Genomic DNA, 20,261 nt, shown 5'->3' on the forward strand with positions numbered 1-20,261 from the left:
TATGAAAAAAGCAATTTTATTTCTGACTTTCATTTTTGGCATCACTTTTGCTTCACTTAGTCAAAAGTACGGGTATATCGATTCCAAATACATTTTGGACAACTTGCCTGAGTATGCCGAGAACAAAGAAAAGCTTAACAAGTTTTCAGAACGATGGCAACAGGATATCGATAACCGATACGAAGTACTAAACAAAAAGAAGGATGCCTTTGCCCGTGAAGAAGTACTGCTTCCGGATGAGGTTCGGGAAAAAAGAAAGGAGGAAATAGATGTATTGGAAGAAGAAATTATGGCACTTCAACGCGGATATTTTGGTGTAGGAGGAGAACTGTTCCAGAAACGTCAGGAACTTATTAAACCAATTCAGGACCAAATCTATGATGCGCTTGAAAAAGTAGCCTCAAAAGGAAATTATAGCTTCGTTTTTGACAAAGCTAACCAATCAAATCTTATATTCGCGGATTCGAAGTATGATTTGAGTGACCGGGTTCTTCGAGAACTGGGTATTTCAACAAAATAAGTAGTATAAAAACCAAAGAAAGAAAAAATGAAAAAGTTACTTTTTATCCTAATGCTTGTGATCAGTGGAACAGCTGTAAATGCTCAATCTAAAATTGCTCATGTAAATTCTCAGCAACTTTTGGATACTATGCCTTCACGTAAGCAAGCTATAAAAGAGATTCAGAAATTCCAACAAGACGGAATGGCTGAACTTCAGGAACTGGAAGAGCAACTGCGTAAGCTATATAAAGAATATGAAACCGCTCAAACGAACGGAGAGTCACCATTAATGCTTGAAATGAAAGCTAAGAAAATTCAGGCTAAAGAGCAGACTTATCAGGAACGTCAGGGAACACTTGAGCAGGATCTTCAAATCTTACAGCAACGCTTCAACGAACCTATTCTGGCTCGTGTACAGGAAGCTGTAAAAATTGTTTCTGATCGTAAAAAACTAAATTATGTTTTGGATGTTTCTTCTGCTTTGTACGCAAACGGAGAGGATATCACAAACGAGGTAATGGTAGAATTGTTAAAACTTGAAAAAGAGTCCGAGACAAAAAAACCATAAGTTATCCCATAAATAAATTAGAAAGGTCTTCGTCGTTACGAAGACCTTTTTTGTACCTTTAAAAGATGGAAAGGAAGAAAAAAATAGGTGTTTTTGATTCAGGTTACGGAGGTCTGACTGTCCTTTCCGAATTGCAACGCATCCTTCCTGATTACGACTATATCTATCTGGGAGATAATGCCCGAACTCCCTATGGAAACCGTTCCTTCGAAGTTGTCTACCGGTTTACACTGGAAGCTGTAAAAAAACTATTTGAACTGGATTGCGACCTGGTTGTTTTAGCCTGTAATACGGCATCTGCAAAGGCTCTGCGTTCCATACAACGCAATGATTTACACACTTTAGGTATGGACAAACGTGTTCTTGGAGTTATCCGGCCTACAACAGAAGTCGTCGGAAAATTTACAGCATCAGGACATATAGGGATATTAGGAACCAAAGGAACCATAAAATCTCGCTCCTATCTGATTGAATTAGAGAAATTCTACCCCGATTTATCCGTCACACAGTTAGCTTGTCCCCTTTGGGTTCCCCTGATTGAAAATAATATGCACGAATCAGTTCCGGGGCGCATGATCATACAACAGGATGTTGAAACACTCCTTAGCAAGGATTCTTCTATTGATACAATACTTTTAGGCTGTACACATTATCCTATTGTACAATCGGTTATTGAATCATTTATTTCCCCCGATATTCAATTGGTTCCTCAGGGAGAAATTGTTGCATTAAGCCTTAAAGATTACCTGCACCGACATCAGTGGATGGAGAATAAATTGCGAAAAACCGGGCAAACCGAATACTACACCACAGAAACTCCTACAGACTTCGATGAAAAAGCCGAAATTTTTATGGACTGCCCTATTAATGCGCTAAAGATTCAACTTTAGTGATTATTTAAACCACCCGGAATATTTTACATAATTCGTAGCTATTCGTTCTATCTCCCCTTCTCTCAATCGTTTATCCACTTCTTTTCTGAACTTTGCCGGAACTCCTGCATACAAACTCCCCGCTTTTACATGAGTTCCTTCTGTTAAGACAGCCCCGGCAGCAATAATACTCCCCTCTTCGATATAACAATTGTCCATAACAATCGCTCCCATCCCAATCAATACATTGTCTTCGACTGTACATCCATGTACGAGAGCATTGTGCCCGATAGAAACGTTATTTCCAATAATCGTTTTCGTCTTTTCATACGTACAATGGATTACTGCTCCATCCTGAACGTTGACCCTATTTCCGAACCGGATACTGTTGACATCTCCCCGAACCACTGCATTGAACCAAAACGAACACTCGCTACCGCATTCAAAATCACCAACAAGGGTTGCATTCGGAGCAATCCAACAATTTCCGCCTACTTTTGGCGTTTTCCCGTTACAGGGAATAATCCATCCTTTTTCCATAAAACAAAGATAAAGGAACCATTCAAAAAAGTAACTTCGTACTATGAAACAAAAATTGGCCTACCTATGCGGTTCTATGAGTTGGGGAGGATTAGAAATGAACCATCTCAAATGTGCACTTTGGATGCAGGAAAGACAACATTCGGTTGTTATGCTTTGTCGGAAAGGATCTCCTTTGTACACAGCTGCAAAAAAGGCCGGTATTGACGTTCTTCCACTAAAAAAGCACAGGAAATATTACGATATTCCAGCTGCTATTCGCTTAAAGAGAATTATCAAACAAGAAGGTATTACCCACGTATTACTTCGGGATACAAGGGACATTAGTCTTTCCGTACTTGCCAAACGACTCTCTTTTCGTCCTTTTCATCTCTCCTACTTCATGGCTATGCAACTTGGTGTTTCGAAACGTGACGTGCTACATACGATCAGATACAGAGGATTAGATCTTTGGTCGTGTCCACTTGAGGGACTCGCCAATCAGGTGAAAGTACGAACTCGTATGCCACATGATCGTATACAGGTTATTCCGGACGGAATTGTTTTATCAGACTACATCGAAAAAGATCCGATCAACTGCCGAAAACAACTGGACCTGCCAACAGAAGGAACTATCTTAGGCCTGATCGGACGTTTTGATCAGGGGAAAGGGCAAGACCTTTTACTTAAGGCTTTTAATATGCTACAATCTACTCCTAATCTCTATGTATGTTTGCTAGGTGAACCCACTAAGGGTGAAGGAGAATCCGAAGGACAAATATACTATGAAGGACTTCTCGAATTCATTCAACAAAACCATCTGGAGAATCGTGTTCTTATTCGTCCGTTCAGACAAGATGTTGACGTTTTCTATCACGCTATAGATGCTCTTGTTATGGCATCCAAAGCCGAAACATTCGGAATGGTAACCATAGAAGCAATGGCATCCGGTAAACCTGTTATCGCCAGTAATGCAGGGGGAAGTCCTGAGTTGTTAGAATTTGGACAAAGTGGTTACTTATTTGAATCTATGAATGCAGAAAGTCTGGCAGAAACAATTTCACTATGGCTAGAAAACAAAAACCGCATTCCGAAAGAAATTATCCGGAACGCGGTTCAAAAATTTGACCATCAACTCAGTTGCTCTATCGTCGAGCAAGCCTTATCTCTGGAGAATAACGAGATCTACTAATGGTCGTGTCCATCCATCCCACCCGGCTGACAGCACAAGGGTAATTTAGCCATAGCTTCCGGATCTGCTTTCACATCATCTGCATCGTACCCCAGATCGGAGAGAATCTTACGAATTTCATCAGCCGTAATCTTGTTGGCTTTATACTTAACCGTTAACTGTTTGGTCGGTACATCCAATTCCGAAAAAATAATTCCAGAAGTATAATTGAGTTTTTCTTCAACTCTGTCTTTACACTGTCCGCATTCCGCAGATGTTTGAATAACTATCTGAGGTTTCTTTTCCTGTCCGTACGCTAACGATGTCAGCAATAAACTAAATACAATTATAACTGCTTTCATACCTGTTAATGTTTATGTTCTTCTTTTTTATCTTTTCTCTTAATCTTATAACGCACACCAATATACACATTAGCACCAGCTATCGGAGCATATACACGGGTAGCGTCAAAATAGTTACCAAAAGGCTCATCTGCTCCAACAATAGCATTCTTCTGAATATAATTCGTCAGGTTTTCACCTCCCAGATAAAAATCCCACTTCTTGTACACGTAAGTAATTTGCGCATTAATCGTGCCAAAAACATCAGATCGTTCCGGGAAATCCGCAGCATACGCATCCGGTACCGGATTCAAACGCATCATTCCCATCAATGTTCCCGTAAGGTCAAATTCCCATTTTTTATTTCGGGTTATGTAAGCAAAGTTTACCATTCCACGGTGTACGGGTACCATCATTTTCTGCTGGAACTCTCCCCCAAAATTGGCTTTTACATCGGTAAGTTTATAGATCACTTTGAAATCAAACCCATTAAATGGTTCATAGTTGAATTCCGCCTGCAATGTATTGGAATAAGATGTCCCCTGCATATTGTAAAACTGTACTGTGTACGGATCTTCCAGATCCATAATCAACTGGTCTACAAAACGTGTGTGGTAGTAATCAACTGTTATACCTGCTGTTTTTCCGAACAATTTGAATCCCTGAACAACTGAGCCTCCCATATTCCAGCTTATCTCCGGTTGAAGGTTTGCATTGTTTACCCAGATTCGGTTCGTTGCCATCATGTATACATTATCCGCTACATAATTCGGAACACGCCATCCTCTTCCTCCGGTAATACGAAGGTCTGTATGTTCCGAAAGTCGCCACTTTAAATGAACGCGGGGAGATGTCTGAAAGCCGAATAGATTGTGGTAATCTCCACGTACTCCTAATACAGTTGTAATACGCTGCCCAGTATAGGTATATTCGGCAAAAGCACCCGGAACAATTTCTTCACGGGTAATCGGAACCTGGTTAAACTTCTCATCCATATCCACATACACAAAACTCAATCCGGCATTGATCGTATTATTGGTATTACCAATGATATCAGAGTAGATTGCATTAAAATAAAACCGCTTCTCTAACCCGTCATAACTTTCATTTCCGAACCGTGTATTCATTTCGAATAACTTCGCATTGTAAATAAGTCCGATCGAACCAAAGCGTCGCTTTTTCAGGAAGAAACCTGTTTTCAAATACGCTTCCAGATTTCGGTTCAGAATATCCACTCCGTATCGGGAAAGGTCGTTGCTTCCCGGAGAGTAACCTAACTGACCACCGTACTTCTGATCATAACTACCGGTAATCATAAACTTCATTTCCATTTTTTCTCCGGAATAACTCCATCGATTCATTACACTGGCAGTCTGACTCAAAGGAATATCTCTGAATCCATCTTTGTTGTTATCATTCTCGGCAAAAAGTCCGGAACCATGTACAAACCATCCTGTTGACCACTTATGAGATTTCCCTACATAATGTCCTCCATGGAGATTTACTTCTGCTCTTCCGAATCGATTTCCGTAGGCGTTAAAGTAAAAAGTCTCGGCTGTCTCTGATTTCTTTAACTCTACATTAATCAATCCTGCCATCGATTCATATCCGTTCATTACACTTCCAGTTCCTTTGGTAATCTGTATAGACTCGACCCATGTACCGGGAATACTTGTTAGTCCAAATGTATTGGAAAGCCCCCGGAATACCGGTACATTCTCCAGTTGCACCTGCGTATATACACCATCAAGTCCCATCATTTGTATACGACGGGCTCCGGATACAGCATCCGTGAAATTCACATCTACTGATGCATTCGTTTCAAAAGATTCAGATATATTACAACAGGCTGCTTTTCGCAACTCTCCCTCGTTCAATTGCTCTACCTGAAGTGTCTCCATACGTAAGATTCCGGAAGGTTTCTGCCTACCTTCGGCAACGATCTCTTTGAGGAAAATATTAGAATATAAGGTGACTTCTATTTCAATCGCCTCTTTCGAAGTGATAATCATAGTGTCTGCTTCAAAGCCTGTGAATTGAAATACTAATGTATCAGGAATTTGTTTGGGGATAGCTAAACTAAATTTCCCCTCAACATCTGTTATGGCTCCTGACTGAGCCCCTAAGAAGTAGGCTTGTGCCCCTACCAATGCTTCTTTACTGCCATCTGACTCTCCATAGATCACCCCGGAAACCTGCCCGAAAGATATTTGTCCGAAAGTCAAGACTAACAGTAGTGCAAAAAAATATTTTTTCATTTTACTGTTTTTTAAATACTAAAATCAACTGAACTCAATAAGGTTCGGTCAATTCTAGATTCTCCAAACAGAAATTACAGGAAGTAAGTTTTTTCCGAAATAACGGGGGGGTGGTCTGACGCGAATGCTGCTTTTATCAGGGCAGTTAACCAAATTATACGACGCAACAACTAAAGGGGAAGACAAAGGAGTAAATACAATATCAGAAAATCCAAAAGCAATATACTGCTGACTGAAAGGAAGATCTATCCGAATAGTTATTTCTTCTTCACTACAACACCCGTCTTTTGCACCTTCTTCCACCTTACAAACAGAAGATACTTCTGAACAACATGACGTAAGGTTTTGCTCCTCCATAATGAGGCACAGATCATTACCTGATGTAAGAAAAGTTTCCACTTCTCCCCTCATATCGCAATACGAACGATATAAGTTAACTCCGATACTTCCTGTAAAAACAAAAAGTATCATTAGAGTGGCTAGTATGGCATATACTCTTCTCACAAAGCAAATATCATCAATATTTTGATTCCCTCAAAATAAAAGCACTCTGATTATTGGAAATCTATTACAGCATCTTTATAATCTTCAATCTATCTTTTGGCGTATTATCCTTAACTTTGTATAAAATATGAATACAATGAAAGTTCCGGTAACGATATATGCAGAAATGACCCCTAACCCGTCAACAATGAAATTTGTTGCCAACAAACACATATTACTATCAGGTGAATCAGCAGAGTTTCTGAGTCAGTCAGAAGCTAAAGGATATTCTCCATTAGCTGAAGAATTGTTCAATTTCCCTTTTGTTAAGAGTGTTTTTATTGCGGCAAACTTCATCACGATTACGAAAACGGATACAATCGGGTGGGATTACATAACCATGGAGTTACGGGAATTTATCCGTGATTTCATTGGAGACGGGAAAGAAATTCTTATCCAAATGCCTGCCCCGCGTGAAGTAGTAGAAGAGAAAGAAGATGAACCTCGAAAAGAAATAACACCTTCCGAATATGATGATGCTATTCGTACGCTTTTAGATGAATATGTTCGTCCTGCTGTAGAAGGCGATGGAGGAGCAATTGACTTCAGAGGATATGATAACGGTGTAGTGACTGTTATTTTAAAAGGATCATGTTCCGGTTGTCCCAGCTCAACTGCCACACTTAAAATGGGAATCGAAAACCTTCTGAAACAGCATCTTCCGGAGGTAACAGAAGTTGTCGCTGAAAACGGATAATTACTTTTTTCTTATTTTTTCCCGTTTTTATTTATGGAATAGTGACTCCCCATACATCCCAATACCAAAATCTAAGTTATGAAACGAATTATTTTTGGCTTAGCGTTAACATTGGGAGTAATGGCCAACGCACAGGAAAACTACGGTGAAATCGTCGGTAAAATCATTGAATCGGAGGAAGAACCAATTATTGGAGCCCGCGTATGGGTAAATACGGGAACCGCTATACTGGGATCTGTTTCAGACCACAACGGACGCTTTAGAATTTCTACTGTCCCTCCGGGAACGTATGAGGTAAATATCTCTTTTCTGGGAGATACGATGACGTTACAGAACAACTATGTTAGCCCAAATGGGTATTGCAAAGTACCAGATGTCATTTTTGACCCTAAAATGCTAACAACTGTAATTTTCATCTATAACAATCCCAACGAAATAAAGCTAGATCCGGGAAATGAGCACATGATTACCTTAACCCCATTGGATCTGAAACATAATGTTAACATTCAGAATCCGGCTGACTTGATTTCGAATATGACTTCTGATATCCAAAAAAGTGAGGATGGAGAATTATATTTCAGAGGAGCCCGAAAAGGAGAGATGGTTTATCTCATTGACGGAGTGAAAACAAGAGACATTTCTAAAGTACCCGGAGTGGCAATCGGAGGAGTTTCAGTATACACCGGAGGAATTCCGGCTAAATATGGAGATACAACAGGCGGTGTGGTCGTTATGGAAACGAAGAGTTATTTCGACTTGTACCGCGCCTGGAAGGCTACACAACTGTAACCTGAGATCGCAAGATCAAAAGAAAAGGCCGGATACTCATCCGGCCCGCTTCTGTTTCTATTTCGGCATAATATCCATCTTATCTGCAAAATGATAGCAATAATCCCGGAGATCTTCTACAATTGCCTGTTCTCCTGTCGCTTTCTGAAATGAATCAGCCATTGTAAGTAAGGTCTGATGAAAAAACACCTTCATTTCTTCAACGGACATCTCAGTCGTCCACAAATCAATTTTCATGGTGTTTTGCGAACGGGGATCCCAAAGGGCTAATAACATAGCTCTGGCTTCTTCTCGGTTCACTTTCCCGTCTTCAGCACTCCAGTGAATTTCCTGTGGAACATTATTTTCATTAATTCCGACCTCTATTTCTATCACTGATTTTTTCTTTATAGGATTGCTCATCTTTACTCCGGTTTATACGTTTTTAGAATTGTTTTATAATCTATACTTATCATTTCCTTCAGCTCCACTGTATCGTTTTCGTCCATATACTGTTTTACAATTTTCCAACCAAGAAACTGCCCCAATCGTGGTGGTGCTTTTTCCTCAATGGGAAGTCCGGGCGTGAAGGGACCATCTGAAAAAATATTTCTGGCTACTTTTTGCTCTCTTTTAAACAGGAAATTCTCCTCTACCAAATACTTCCAGAAAGCAATTTCGTTTTCCCCTGCCCACTTGTACTCTTCATCATCATACCTAAGAAGAACAGCTTTTGATTCCTGTGGAAGCATAGCCTCAACCAGATACAATAACTTCCCCCAATGTACCAGTTGCTCTGCTATAACAAGGTTATCATCCACTTCCGTAAAGTGGTTACTTCCTATCCAGCTCATCATTGCATCACGAACCATAAACTTTCGTTCCATCTGCTTTTTTATGTACTGAAAGAAGACCTGTTCAGGGAGTTTCTTTATAAAAGGATCATCAGCTCCCAAATAGCGCTCCAGACCAATCCCGATTTCATGTGGGGAAGATATAACACTATTCGAAAACGCCGAATTATACGTCACCAGCTTTTCAGGAAGCGCACTCTCAGGAAAATAATAGGCATAGTACCTGAATCCGTTTTTTATTAGTTCATACTCAGGAAAATCAGAAAATCTATTCACCAATTCTGAATTCAGCCCGCTCATAAAAGTATCCCGGAGAAACAAATACAAATTTTCATGCACCAGAGAATCTTCCATTCTTCCTGCCTGAAGACATGCTCCCAGGTAATACGCATACAATTCAGGAAACGACTCTTCGTATTGTTCGTGTTTCATCTGCGCATCTTCTACAGAAGCAATTTTCACAAAATCCTGCTCCATTCGAATCAGCTCAATAACAACCTCTTTATCAGGAACTGTAATATCCAGACGATCGGATTTGCAGGCAGTCATTGCCAGTAAAACACACAAAAAGCCTACTTGTTTATACCACCTCATAGTACAGTTTTTAGCAAAACTAATCAATTTCGATCAGCCTGTTTTCATCAAATGCACCATTTTATCGCTCGATTTTACGTCTTTTGGGTAGAGCCGAAGGTAAAAAATCACTAATATTGCAGTCTAAAGTTCTTGCAACCTATTAACGGAATGAAACATCAAAACATGAAAAGAATAGTTTCTTTATTTTTGGGAGCGACCTTAAGTCTTTCCGCACTTCATGCTCAGGATGCTGAAGAAAAAGTTGTTCAGGCAGGTTTTGTGTTTAATGGAGGTATGTTGAGTACTTCTTTTAAAACGAATCAAATCGAAAGTGATGGATTAGGAAGTTCTTTCGGTGTCGGAATGGGCTTGCATTACAACTTTAAACCACATATCGCATTATATACAGGGCTTGAATTTAATTTCCAGAGCTTCTCCTATTCTCCAACTTCCGGAAACAATTTCTTTTACGATTACAGCGATCGGGAAATCTATCTGAACAAAGATGATGAGAGTAATGCAGAAGGTACTTTCCTTATTGCTACAAGGAAACAAAAGCCTATTACTCTGACCATCCCTACGATGCTGATCTTCAGAACTAACTTTATTGGCTACTTCCGGTACTATGGTAAGTTTGGACTCAGAACAAGTTTTGTTATCAACCAGACGGTGAATGATGAAGGAACGAATTTCGAAGGTATTTTACCGCAAACAGGGGCCTCCATTGAAAAGATGAAAGCGAAAAATGATTTGCTTTTCATCCGTGCTGCCGGGGGAATGGCTGCCGGAGCAGAATGGAACTTTATAGGAACGACCAGTTTATTCCTTGAAGCCGGATTTTATTATACTTTCACTCCTTTGTTTTCCGGAAACGGAAAGTCAGACAGAAACGGAAGCTCTTTGTACAATATCAACTCAGATCTCTCCAAGACGTATCGTTCGTTTAAAGCCAGTCAAATGCTGATAGAATTCAAACTAGGAATTCTATTCTAACTAAAAACATCAGTACGATTTGAATTACCAGGGAGTTGAAGAGCATATAGTCGCTTGGCTTAAAGATTATCTGAATCAATCAGGTTTACAAGGTTTCATCATTGGAATATCGGGAGGTATTGACTCTGCAGTCACGTCTACTCTTTGTGCCAAAACAGGAGCTCCGGTAATTTGTTTGAATATGCCTATCCGGCAAAAACGGGAACACTACCGTTTAGCTGCTGCTCACATCAGGGATCTTGAACAAAAATTTCCGAATGTAAGTTCCTTCGAAATTGAATTATCCAGTGTTTTTTCTCATTTTGAAAGTGCACTTCCAAAGGACGTAGCTTCGGATCAATTATCTATGGCCAACTCCCGTTCCCGCCTGCGCATGATGACGTTGTATGCCATCGGTCAAACCAACCGACTTCTTGTAGCAGGGACTGGAAATAAAGTAGAAGATTTTGGAGTAGGCTTTTATACCAAATATGGTGATGGAGGCGTCGACCTTTCTCCTATTGCCGACCTTATGAAAACTCAGGTTTATACCCTGGGAGAGCACATGGGAGTTATCGATGAGATACTCAATTCACCGCCTACGGATGGTCTGTGGGAAGATGACAGAACAGACGAAGACCAGATTGGAGCCACTTATCCGGAACTGGAATGGGCTATGGAGTTTAACGAAAATGGTGAAACAAACAACAACCTTTCAGAAAGACAAAAAGAAGTTCTGAATATCTACAAAAAACTCAACACTATTAATAAACACAAAATGGTTGAAATTCCGGTATGTTTTATCCCGGAACAACTCAAATAACCTTCGAATGAAAAAACTCACTTTAATCCCTTTGTTTACCCTGGGACTGTCTTTATTTGTTACGGCCCAAAAAACGGACTTTAGTAATTTCACTCCGATACAATCCAGAGGAGATATGCCGGATGACTTTGCTTTAATGACCTTCGAAAAAGTCAATGAAGAAAAAGACATCGTAATTGACGGCTTAGGAAAGAAAGAAAGTAAAGAGTTTATCAAGGGAATTCATTATGGCATTGATGAAATCCTACGTTCCGGAAGAGTTATCTACGGCGATGAAATGACCGAATATGTCACACGGGTAGGAGAAAAAATTACAGGAAAAAATTCAGATATCCGCTTCTACATTCTTCGTTCAAATGTAGTAAATGCGTTTTCAACCAAACAGGGAATTATCTTCGTAACGGAGGGACTTTTGGCACAGCTTTCCAATGAAGCGCAGCTTGCCTTTGTACTCGCTCACGAAATTGCTCACTATCAAAAAGAGCACGTTGTTGAAGGGTATAAAGAAAATGTTGAAATTGCACGATCAAGAGTAAACAACGACAGTAAGATTAAGCAACTCAGCCAGTACTCCAAAGAAAAAGAGTTTGAAGCGGATGGTGTGGGAATTGAATTATACAATGCTGCAGGATATTCTAAAGAGGAACTTTTTGATGTCTTCGATGTATTATTGTATTCCTATTTACCTTTTGATCTGAAATCGATTCCTTCAACTTACTGGAATACGGATCATCTGGTTATTCCGGAGAGCTACTTTGAAACTGAGTTTCCGGATATCTCTGTAGAAAAAGATTATGATGACTCCAAAAGTTCTCACCCTAACATTCAGTCCAGAAGTGAAATGATTCTTGACATCATTGAGAATATTAATAATTGGGGCGAAGCCCGATTCCTTCTCCCGGAAGAAGATTTTTATCATGTACGAAACATTGCTCGATTTGAAACTGTTCGTAATGACCTGTACGCATTCCGTTACGGAGATGCTATTTACAGTATTTACCTGCTTGAACAGGAATTTCCGAATAATAAGTATCTACAGATTTGTAAGGCGAAAGCCTGGGCAGGGTTACTTGCTTTTAAAGTAGAAGGCCGGTACACTTCAGTAACAACTTCTCCGTCAAAGGTACAGGGAGACCCTCACCAACTTCATCAACTTCTGAAAAAACTGGACAAAAAACAACTTGTAACCGTTGCGTTCCGACAAGTAGCAGATATAAAGCAACAATTTCCGGAAGATGGTGAAGTTGAAGCGATCTACCAATATGCCATACAGCACCTGGCTCGCGAAAAGAATTTTAAAATCAGTGATTATTATGAAATTAGCTATCAGGAAGCTTACGATGCTTTCCAAAAAAGTCTGGATGAGTTAAACCAGGCTGATAGTCTTACTTCCACTGATACTACAGCAGTTATAAAAGAGGAAAAAGAACTCTCTAAATACGAAAAAATAAAAAGAAGTACAGGAGCAAAAGAAGTAGCAACTTCTAAAGATGATAAATTCGACGAGGATGACTTTTATCTGTATGCGTTAAATGATATCATCAAAGATGACCACTTCAAGCAATCCTACGACTCCCACAAGAGTGATCTGGAGGCGAAAGAAGAAGAGGAAGAGAAAAAACGTCAGCTTGCATATTCAGAAAGAAAACAATTAAAGAAGCAGGAAGAAAAAGAAAAAATTCAGATGGGGCTTGAAGAAATTATCCTTTTAGAACCTCGTGCCATTCAGGTGAAAGGAAATGATATTGATATTGAAAAGTCAGAAAAACTGGAAATTGATCTTCGTGAAGTAGTGGAAAGGTTTCATGGAAATTCAAACGTAAGTGTATACAAGGTTGGATCGCTTGAATATAAATCACACGGAACCTATATGTACAATCAGAAAGCGGCTTTGGTTAACAGTCTTTCTCACCTTATCGAATACGAAGAAGTGAGTGTTTTTCCGGTTGATTACAATCTTAACAAAGAAATTATAAATGATTTTGGAACCGGAAAAGTTGCGTTTATTATTGTTCAATCAGTACACCAGCGCCTATCTCCCCGAAAAATTGTATTCTATAGTATCCTCCCTCCCGTATGGCTGATCGCCGGACCGGTGACTTTTATGAAGTCTTTCTATACTAATTTTGGTGTAGCTGTTTTTGATCTTGATACCTACGCTTTTAACGTATTTACCAATCAGCAGATTTCAGGATTCACCTCTAAAATGGAAATGGAAGCACTTATGTATGACTTCCTTAATCAAATTAATAAAACCACAGATCAATAAAAGCAATGACTACTTTCAATAAATACACACTAACATCCCTGTTTCTTTTTGTTGTTCTTGCCAATATGCATGCACAAAACTCCGGATTTCTGGGAAAAAAGAATATGTTCTCTATTAGCACGGGAGGAGGTATTCGGGTTCTTCCTATTATCCTACCTGAAGTAGGAGATGTTAATAATCTTAATTATAACAAGTATAACGAATCCGATGACAGTTTCGATGAGAAAAAAAATCTGTTTAAATGGAATGTTAACTTTTCATACAAACGTCTGATCAAAAGGAATCTTGCTATCGGTATTATGGGGCAATACACAACTTATCAGGCAGGTAATAACGTTTTCGGCTCCTCAAATAATAATTATTACTATAGTGACTATGATTACTATGGTGATAATATTTACGGGAACTATACTATTAATCCCAATAGAATCAGCTCCCCTAAGTTTAATGTATTTTCTCTTCGACCCGTGATTACATTATCGCCTAAGAAATCCCTGTTACCCATGGGAATCAGCCATACATTTGGATTAGGGTTTTCGGTAATGCAAATGAATACAAATAAGGAGTATTATTTTGCTGGAAGCCCTATACTTCCAGGGGAATATGGAGCGACAGGACCTCTTGAAACACATCAGCTTATAGCTCCCGAAGGGTTTAAAAACAACTACTGGGGTCTTGATTTCTTTTATTCAGCAAGTATTAACTACCCGATCACTCGTTTTATGATGATTGAGTTCGGTTACGACATGCGTGTTGGTTACGCTTTCCCTAATCGGGGAAAAAGAATGGCTAATGAGACATTATTTGATACCAACTCAGATATGGAACGGATATCCGAACGAATTCTGAACACAAACTTTCAGGATGTATTGGCGCGTGAAGGAATGTTCAGTATACTTTCGCTTCGTCTGGGGTTGGTTTTCGTTTTCTAAATCAAGCTTCAGGAGCCAATCGAAGAACAATGCCGTCGATTTTATCGGCTAATTGAATCTGACATCCCAAACGCGAGTTATCTTTCACAAAGAAGGCCTGATCCAGCATGTCCAATTCAGCATCGCTTTGTTCAGGAAGTTCGGTGTCTGATTCAAGGTAACACTGACAGGTAGCACACATTGCCATACCTCCGCAAGCACCTTCTACAGGTAGCTCGTAAGCTTTACATAGCTCCATAATGTTCATATTCATATCTGTAGGCCCTTCCAACTGATGCGCTGTCCCCTCTCTGTCAATTATAGTTACTGTGATTACGTTATCGCTCATGGTTAAAATTTTGTACAAAGATAATCTTTGCTTCCCATTAAAAAACTGAAAAAGCCGTTCATCTTACGACGAACGGCTTCTCTATATATTGTCGGCCATATTATCCGAAACAAGTCGGGAAATAGGATACCGATTTGAAAATGCCTGTTTTAGGATTACATCATTCCCGGCATTCCACCTGGCATTCCGCCCGGCATTCCAGCTCCTGCTTCTTCCGGCTCATCCGCAATCACACATTCTGTTGTCAACAACATTCCTGCGATAGAAGATGCATTCTCAATAGCAATACGTGTTACTTTTGTCGGATCGATTACTCCTGAAGCAAACAAATTTTCAAAAGTTTCCGTACGTGCGTTGTATCCGAAATCATCTTTTCCTTCACGCACTTTTTGTACAATCACTGCACCTTCTCCACCTGCATTAGCAATAATTTGGCGAAGCGGCTCTTCGATAGCACGTTTTACGATAGCAATTCCAGTCGTCTCGTCTTCATTCTCTCCCTTCATTCCTTCAAGAATATCGATAGCACGAATAAGAGCAACACCACCACCAGGTACGATACCTTCTTCAACTGCCGCTCTTGTTGCAGCAAGAGCATCGTCTACGCGGTCTTTTTTCTCCTTCATTTCTACTTCGGTAGCTGCACCGATATACAATACGGCTACTCCCCCTGCCAGTTTAGCCAGACGTTCCTGTAATTTTTCCTTATCATAATCTGAAGTAGTCGTCTCAATCTGAGCACGAATTTGCGCAACGCGAGCATCAATGTCAGCTTTCTGTCCGCTACCGTTCACTACTGTTGTATTGTCCTTATCAATTTCCACTTTTTCGGCAGAACCTAACATGTCCAATGTAGCATTTTCCAATTTCAGACCACGCTCTTCAGAAATTACCTGCCCACCTGTAAGAACAGCGATGTCTTCCAACATTGCCTTTCTTCTGTCTCCAAATCCGGGAGCTTTAACAGCAGCAATTTTCAAAGACCCTCTTATTCTGTTTACTACAAGTGTAGCCAACGCTTCGCTATCTACATCTTCAGCAATAATCAACATCGGACGTCCGGACTGAGCTGCCGGCTCGAGAACAGGAAGTAGCTCACGCATATTAGACACCTTCTTATCTGTAATCAGAATGTAAGGATTCTCCAATTCAGCGATCATCTTGTCTGTATTTGTAACAAAGTAGGGCGAAAGGTATCCTCTGTCAAACTGCATTCCTTCTACAGTTTTCACTTCAGTTTCTGTACCTTTTGCTTCCTCTACCGTAATTACACCGTCATTACCAACCACTTTCATTGCCTCAGCAATCAAAGCTCCAATAGTATCGTCATTATTTGCAGAAATAGAAGCTACCTGCTTAATCTGATCATTGTCCGAACAACCTTGCGAGATTTCTTTAAGCTTTTCAACAACGGCTATAACCGCCTTGTCCATTCCACGCTTAAGATCCATAGGGTTTGCTCCGGACGCTACATTCTTCAAACCAGCATTGATCATCGCCTGAGCTAAAACGGTTGCTGTTGTAGTACCATCACCGGCAATATCAGCTGTTTTAGAAGCAACCTCTTTCACCATTTGTGCTCCCAGGTTTTCAACCACATCCTTCAACACAACTTCTTTTGCTACAGATACCCCATCTTTCGTGATGTGCGGAGCTCCGAATTTTTTATCAATAACTACGTTTCTCCCTTTTGGTCCCAACGTAACTTTTACCGCATCTGCTAACGCATCAACACCTTTTTTCAGTTTGTCGCGTGCTTCTACATCAAAGAAAATTTCCTTTGCCATTTTTTTCGTTTTTTAATTAACCTTCAACAATACCGTAAATATCAGACTCACGCATAATCAGGTAAGTCTTTCCATCTAATTTAATTTCCGTTCCTGAGTACTGTCCGTAGATTACAGAGTCTCCAACTTTGACCGTCATAGGCTCGTCTGTCTTTCCAGGACCTGCGGCTATAACTGTACCTTTCAACGGTTTCTCCTTTGCTGTGTCCGGAATAATAATTCCACTTGCAGTTTTTTCTTCAGCCGGTGCCGATTCCACCAACACTCTGTCGGCTAATGGTTTTAATACTGTTGACATAACTCTTTTATTTGTGTTTAAACTACATTTTGAACTGCTAATCTTTTAAACGAATTTTATGCCAATTCTAAAATTTGCCAAAAAAGCAGACTCGGAATAAAAAAATGTCAGCATTTCTGACATCCTGACATTTTACTGACTGAATGGATCTGAAATTAACCAGTAATAAAATGTCCATAACTGTATTACAAAACCTAGAGAAAAGACAATCCATTTATTTCGCGAGTCTTTTATCCAGTTCGTATAAATAAAAAACAGAGGAAAAATAACCGATATATAACGTGTCATGGCAACCGGTGTTCCTGCCGACAAAGGAAGCAACAGACTGATCCAGATAATGAGATTAAACGATAAGGGAAACTGTTTTCTGTACAAGAAAGCAATAAAGAAAAACAATAAGGTATATACAGAATTAAACTGGACAGTAAAACTCCCGTGGTTAAACAGCGAAAACAAGGGAAAAGTAAACTCTCTGTACCACCCCGCCTTTTGAGCTGTGGAGTAAGCAAATGGATCTCCGGTCATCTTATACTGGAAAAACAGGTAGAAAGACATGGTCAACAAGGGAAGTACAAAAGGTATCAGTAATCGAATAGCTCCCTTTCTGAAACAGGCTATATCAGAAAATTTTAACGCGTTATTTTCAAGCAGGTAAACCAACACAGGAATTAGCATTACAATCCCATTGGCTCTCATAACAACTAATCCTGACAACAAAAATCCCATTAGCCAAAACTTCCGGTAATGAACAGCCAGTAAAGCACCCAACAAAAAGGTTAAGTAGACCGATTCAGAATACAACATAAACAAGTAATACTGAAAGGGCATCAGAATAAAAAGCAACGTTGTTAAATAGGCTTTTTCCGCATCCTGCCACCAAATCATCGATAACCAGTACAAAAGAATAGCCGCCAAAGCTGAAAAGAGAATAGAGATAATAAATGCCGAGTAAGTAAAATCGAATCCGGTCAATAAAGAAACACTTTTAACAAGCAGCGGATAACCAGGCATAAATCCCCACGGAGACTGATAAAAGTTTTCCCCGTCATTCCATCCCAATTCTTTTTCAGAATGCACCTCCGGATAACCGGTATCATGAATTCTCTCGTACCAATAGGAATCGTGTCGCTTAAAAAGACCAATTATCTCAGAAAAGGTTGGATTAAATGCCAGTTCATCCGAGATATTCTGAACCGTAATTGCGAATAACACATACCCAACCCGAATCAGTAGAGTAAGACCTATAATCCGCAGGATGTGTTTACGTAGTAGCATATTTGTTACACTAACCAAAAATGCCGATATACTAACTATATCGGCATTCCCTATTATTCTCTAATTTTTTCTTCCTATTGAGGCTGCTGACCTCCTGCTGGAGTTTCTGTTTGTGTCGCTCCTCCATCATTAGATGGTATAGTCGGCTGACCACCGCTATTCATCATAACCATAACCAATGTCAACACAGCAATTGCACCTGCCAATGTCCATGTAGCCCTCTCAATCACATCATTTGCTCTTTTCACACCTCCAAGCTGACTGGGAGCACCAAAATTTGACGCCAAACCACCACCTTTTGGATTTTGTACCAAGACTACTGCGACTAACAATACACTCGCAATTATAATTAATAGTGTTAATAATAGTTCCATCTTACTTATTGTTAAGCTTTTCCTTTAATTCTGCAATTTGAGTTGCAAAGAAACTCTTTTTTTCCGGATTTTTCAAAATTAATTGCTCATAAATTGCAATTGCTTTTGGATAATTCCCTTGTAGTGCAATAATTCGGGCCAGTGTCTCACTAACCGGCACGCTTCCTTCATTAACACTTTCTTTAGCATTTCTGGCCGGAGAGTAAAACTCTTTACGAGGTTTTGAAATTGTGGGTTCCGCTGCGATAAACTTATCCAAAAGTTTGCTCACATGCTCTTTACGTTCCTCTTCAGGCGGTGTACTCTCTTTAATTTCGGAAGGAGAAGAAGATATTTTGGTCCCTTTCTTTAACCAATCTGAAAAAGAAAGTTCACCTGTCGTCTCATCAGTATATACTTCTCCTGTCTGTTGCTTTTCCTCCCCTTGTTCCTGAATCGCTTCCGTTTCACTATGCGCTTCAATATCAGGAGAAACAGAAACTTCTTCATCCGGAGCAGGAATAACCCTATCCACACGCAGTTCAAATACGGCATTCAAAGCTGTACTTAACACCTCTTCCTCCAGGAGATCGTTTTCTACTTCTCTTTCCTCCTCTACTTCAGACTTTTTCTCTGTATCGTGTTCTTCAGACTCTCCCTCCTGAACGATCTCAGTTGTCCCACTCTCTTCTTCTTGAATCGACTCCACTTCAGGAAGAAAAACAACTGCTTCTTCCCGTTTTTCTTCCACGCCTTCTTCTCTACTCTCCTCTTGAGGAGAAATAGTAGCTTCCTCTTTTCCGTTGTTATCCAACGAATGAATCAGTTGATAAAGAGTGGTTCGATCAGAAACGTGAGAAGCATACTGTTGTAATTCTTCTTCCAACTTCACAGACTGATCCGCAGCAAGACTTTTCAGATACAACAAATGAAAGCTCCCACAATATGGATATCTCTCGCACAAACCTTTCAAATCTGCGATGACATCTCCTCCAACCAACGAAGGCTCTTTAATGATATGTGCTAACTCTGTAAGATTCATTACCAGTCAGACTGCAATTTATTCAAAATATCCTGAAGAATCTGTTGATTTATATCCTCCAGCAATTGGCTCTCTACCGAATTCAAATCCTGATTACTGTCAAAATCAGCAAATCGTCTGGGATTAACTGTAAAGCTTTTCTCCGGTTTTAGCGTATTCTCTACTTCAATCCGCATAGAAATAGTCAGACGGGTAAGTGCAGCCTGACTATCTCCCTGTATAGAAACCGGTGAAATAGAATAGTCAGTAACTACCCCTGAAAAAATTAGATGTGCGGAGGATGTTCCGGATTGGTCCAGTTTCAATTTGGTATTTCCAAGTACACCATCCTTCAGGAACTCTGTAAAACTAATCGGATAGTTAACCGGAGCATTCGGAGCGGATTGTTCAAAGTTAATCACCGTAAACGTTTTCAATTCCGGATCCATAGAATTATCCTTAAAACTGATACTCGTAGGATAACAAGATGTCATCAAAACAAAAACAGTCAATAGACTAAGGTAAAAACGCATAT

General features: G+C 39.9%; 23 protein-coding genes. 10 read left to right on the forward strand and 13 right to left on the reverse strand.

Annotated elements, in window-relative coordinates; translation table 11 throughout:
• The 3 genes from AC4PL9_RS07355 to murI all read left to right on the forward strand — a co-directional run.
• Positions 1-520: OmpH/Skp family outer membrane protein (locus tag AC4PL9_RS07355; protein ID WP_343785422.1), on the forward strand; the 520-nt coding region annotated here is incomplete at its 5' end.
• A gap of 27 nt (positions 521-547) precedes the next feature.
• A complete protein-coding gene (locus AC4PL9_RS07360; protein ID WP_491604103.1) occupies positions 548-1,069 on the forward strand; it encodes an OmpH/Skp family outer membrane protein in 522 nt (173 codons plus the stop codon).
• A 65-nt stretch (positions 1,070-1,134) separates the two neighbouring features.
• Positions 1,135-1,959 (forward strand): glutamate racemase, encoded by an 825-nt coding sequence (murI, locus tag AC4PL9_RS07365; RefSeq protein ID WP_491604104.1) that lies wholly within the window; start codon positions 1,135-1,137, stop codon positions 1,957-1,959.
• A 3-nt stretch (positions 1,960-1,962) separates the two neighbouring features.
• On the opposite strand, the gene AC4PL9_RS07370 is transcribed toward murI, so the two are convergent.
• Entirely contained in the window at positions 1,963-2,481 is a 519-nt protein-coding gene (locus AC4PL9_RS07370; protein ID WP_491604105.1) for a gamma carbonic anhydrase family protein, read from the reverse strand.
• A 43-nt stretch (positions 2,482-2,524) separates the two neighbouring features.
• Here AC4PL9_RS07370 and AC4PL9_RS07375 point away from each other — a divergent pair, with 43 nt between their 5' ends.
• Positions 2,525-3,652, forward strand: coding sequence for a glycosyltransferase family 4 protein (locus AC4PL9_RS07375; RefSeq protein WP_491604106.1), 1,128 nt, complete (start codon positions 2,525-2,527; stop codon positions 3,650-3,652).
• Here the strand turns inward: AC4PL9_RS07375 and AC4PL9_RS07380 are convergent.
• The 3 genes from AC4PL9_RS07380 to AC4PL9_RS07390 are packed head-to-tail and all read right to left on the reverse strand — an operon-like array spanning position 3,649 to position 6,734.
• Positions 3,649-3,993 (reverse strand): cation transporter, encoded by a 345-nt coding sequence (locus tag AC4PL9_RS07380; protein ID WP_491604107.1) that lies wholly within the window; start codon positions 3,991-3,993, stop codon positions 3,649-3,651. The two genes, AC4PL9_RS07375 and AC4PL9_RS07380, sit on opposite strands and share 4 nt — an antisense overlap.
• Before the next feature lie 5 nt (positions 3,994-3,998).
• Entirely contained in the window at positions 3,999-6,230 is a 2,232-nt protein-coding gene (locus AC4PL9_RS07385; protein WP_491604108.1) for a TonB-dependent receptor, read from the reverse strand.
• Between the two features lie 54 nt (positions 6,231-6,284).
• Positions 6,285-6,734 (reverse strand): hypothetical protein, encoded by a 450-nt coding sequence (locus AC4PL9_RS07390; RefSeq protein WP_491604109.1) that lies wholly within the window; start codon positions 6,732-6,734, stop codon positions 6,285-6,287.
• 127 nt (positions 6,735-6,861) lie between these two features.
• On the opposite strand from AC4PL9_RS07390, the gene AC4PL9_RS07395 reads away from it, so the two are divergent.
• Complete coding sequence (locus AC4PL9_RS07395; RefSeq protein WP_491604110.1) at positions 6,862-7,470, forward strand: NifU family protein; 609 nt, start codon at positions 6,862-6,864, stop codon at positions 7,468-7,470.
• 78 nt (positions 7,471-7,548) lie between these two features.
• Complete coding sequence (locus AC4PL9_RS07400; protein WP_491604111.1) at positions 7,549-8,259, forward strand: carboxypeptidase-like regulatory domain-containing protein; 711 nt, start codon at positions 7,549-7,551, stop codon at positions 8,257-8,259.
• A gap of 57 nt (positions 8,260-8,316) precedes the next feature.
• Here the strand turns inward: AC4PL9_RS07400 and gldC are convergent, their stop codons facing one another.
• Together gldC and gldB are read right to left on the reverse strand one after the other, a co-directional pair.
• Positions 8,317-8,661 (reverse strand): gliding motility protein GldC, encoded by a 345-nt coding sequence (gldC, locus tag AC4PL9_RS07405; protein WP_343785412.1) that lies wholly within the window; start codon positions 8,659-8,661, stop codon positions 8,317-8,319.
• 2 nt (positions 8,662-8,663) lie between these two features.
• Positions 8,664-9,686, reverse strand: a complete 1,023-nt coding sequence (gene gldB, locus AC4PL9_RS07410; RefSeq protein WP_491604112.1) for a gliding motility lipoprotein GldB — start codon at positions 9,684-9,686, stop codon at positions 8,664-8,666.
• 165 nt (positions 9,687-9,851) lie between these two features.
• Here gldB and AC4PL9_RS07415 point away from each other — a divergent pair, with 165 nt between their 5' ends.
• From AC4PL9_RS07415 to AC4PL9_RS07430, 4 genes are read left to right on the forward strand one after another with little or no spacing between them, the layout of a single operon-like run.
• Positions 9,852-10,661 (forward strand): outer membrane beta-barrel protein, encoded by an 810-nt coding sequence (locus AC4PL9_RS07415; RefSeq protein ID WP_491604113.1) that lies wholly within the window; start codon positions 9,852-9,854, stop codon positions 10,659-10,661.
• A 19-nt stretch (positions 10,662-10,680) separates the two neighbouring features.
• Positions 10,681-11,463, forward strand: a complete 783-nt coding sequence (gene nadE, locus AC4PL9_RS07420; RefSeq protein ID WP_491604114.1) for an NAD(+) synthase — start codon at positions 10,681-10,683, stop codon at positions 11,461-11,463.
• Between the two features lie 7 nt (positions 11,464-11,470).
• The gene (locus AC4PL9_RS07425; RefSeq protein WP_491604115.1) at positions 11,471-13,732 is read left to right on the forward strand and encodes a M48 family metallopeptidase; all 2,262 of its coding nucleotides are present in this window, start codon (positions 11,471-11,473) and stop codon (positions 13,730-13,732) included.
• A gap of 5 nt (positions 13,733-13,737) precedes the next feature.
• The gene (locus AC4PL9_RS07430) at positions 13,738-14,664 is read left to right on the forward strand and encodes a hypothetical protein (protein ID WP_491604116.1); all 927 of its coding nucleotides are present in this window, start codon (positions 13,738-13,740) and stop codon (positions 14,662-14,664) included.
• Between the two features lies 1 nt (position 14,665).
• Here the strand turns inward: AC4PL9_RS07430 and AC4PL9_RS07435 are convergent, their stop codons facing one another.
• From AC4PL9_RS07435 to lptE, 7 genes are all read right to left on the reverse strand, one after another.
• On the reverse strand, positions 14,666-14,992 hold the full coding sequence (locus AC4PL9_RS07435) for a 2Fe-2S iron-sulfur cluster-binding protein (RefSeq protein ID WP_491604117.1): 327 nt from the start codon (positions 14,990-14,992) through the stop codon (positions 14,666-14,668).
• A gap of 155 nt (positions 14,993-15,147) precedes the next feature.
• Positions 15,148-16,779: a chaperonin GroEL gene (gene groL, locus AC4PL9_RS07440; RefSeq protein WP_491604118.1), complete on the reverse strand. Its 1,632-nt coding sequence runs from the start codon at positions 16,777-16,779 to the stop codon at positions 15,148-15,150.
• 16 nt (positions 16,780-16,795) lie between these two features.
• Positions 16,796-17,077: a co-chaperone GroES gene (locus AC4PL9_RS07445; RefSeq protein WP_491604119.1), complete on the reverse strand. Its 282-nt coding sequence runs from the start codon at positions 17,075-17,077 to the stop codon at positions 16,796-16,798.
• Between the two features lie 132 nt (positions 17,078-17,209).
• The gene (locus AC4PL9_RS07450) at positions 17,210-18,352 is read right to left on the reverse strand and encodes a hypothetical protein (RefSeq protein ID WP_491604120.1); all 1,143 of its coding nucleotides are present in this window, start codon (positions 18,350-18,352) and stop codon (positions 17,210-17,212) included.
• Between the two features lie 74 nt (positions 18,353-18,426).
• Positions 18,427-18,726 carry a preprotein translocase subunit SecG gene (secG, locus tag AC4PL9_RS07455; RefSeq protein ID WP_491604121.1) on the reverse strand — a complete coding sequence of 100 codons (300 nt, stop codon included), beginning with the start codon at positions 18,724-18,726 and terminating at the stop codon, positions 18,427-18,429.
• Between the two features lies 1 nt (position 18,727).
• Complete coding sequence (locus AC4PL9_RS07460; protein WP_491604122.1) at positions 18,728-19,747, reverse strand: DUF8458 domain-containing protein; 1,020 nt, start codon at positions 19,745-19,747, stop codon at positions 18,728-18,730.
• Positions 19,747-20,259: an LPS assembly lipoprotein LptE gene (gene lptE / locus AC4PL9_RS07465; protein WP_491604123.1), complete on the reverse strand. Its 513-nt coding sequence runs from the start codon at positions 20,257-20,259 to the stop codon at positions 19,747-19,749. Before lptE ends, AC4PL9_RS07460 begins: the two co-directional genes overlap by 1 nt.
• Positions 20,260-20,261 lie beyond the last annotated feature (2 nt).

This window comes from Wandonia sp., from assembly GCF_984588085.1.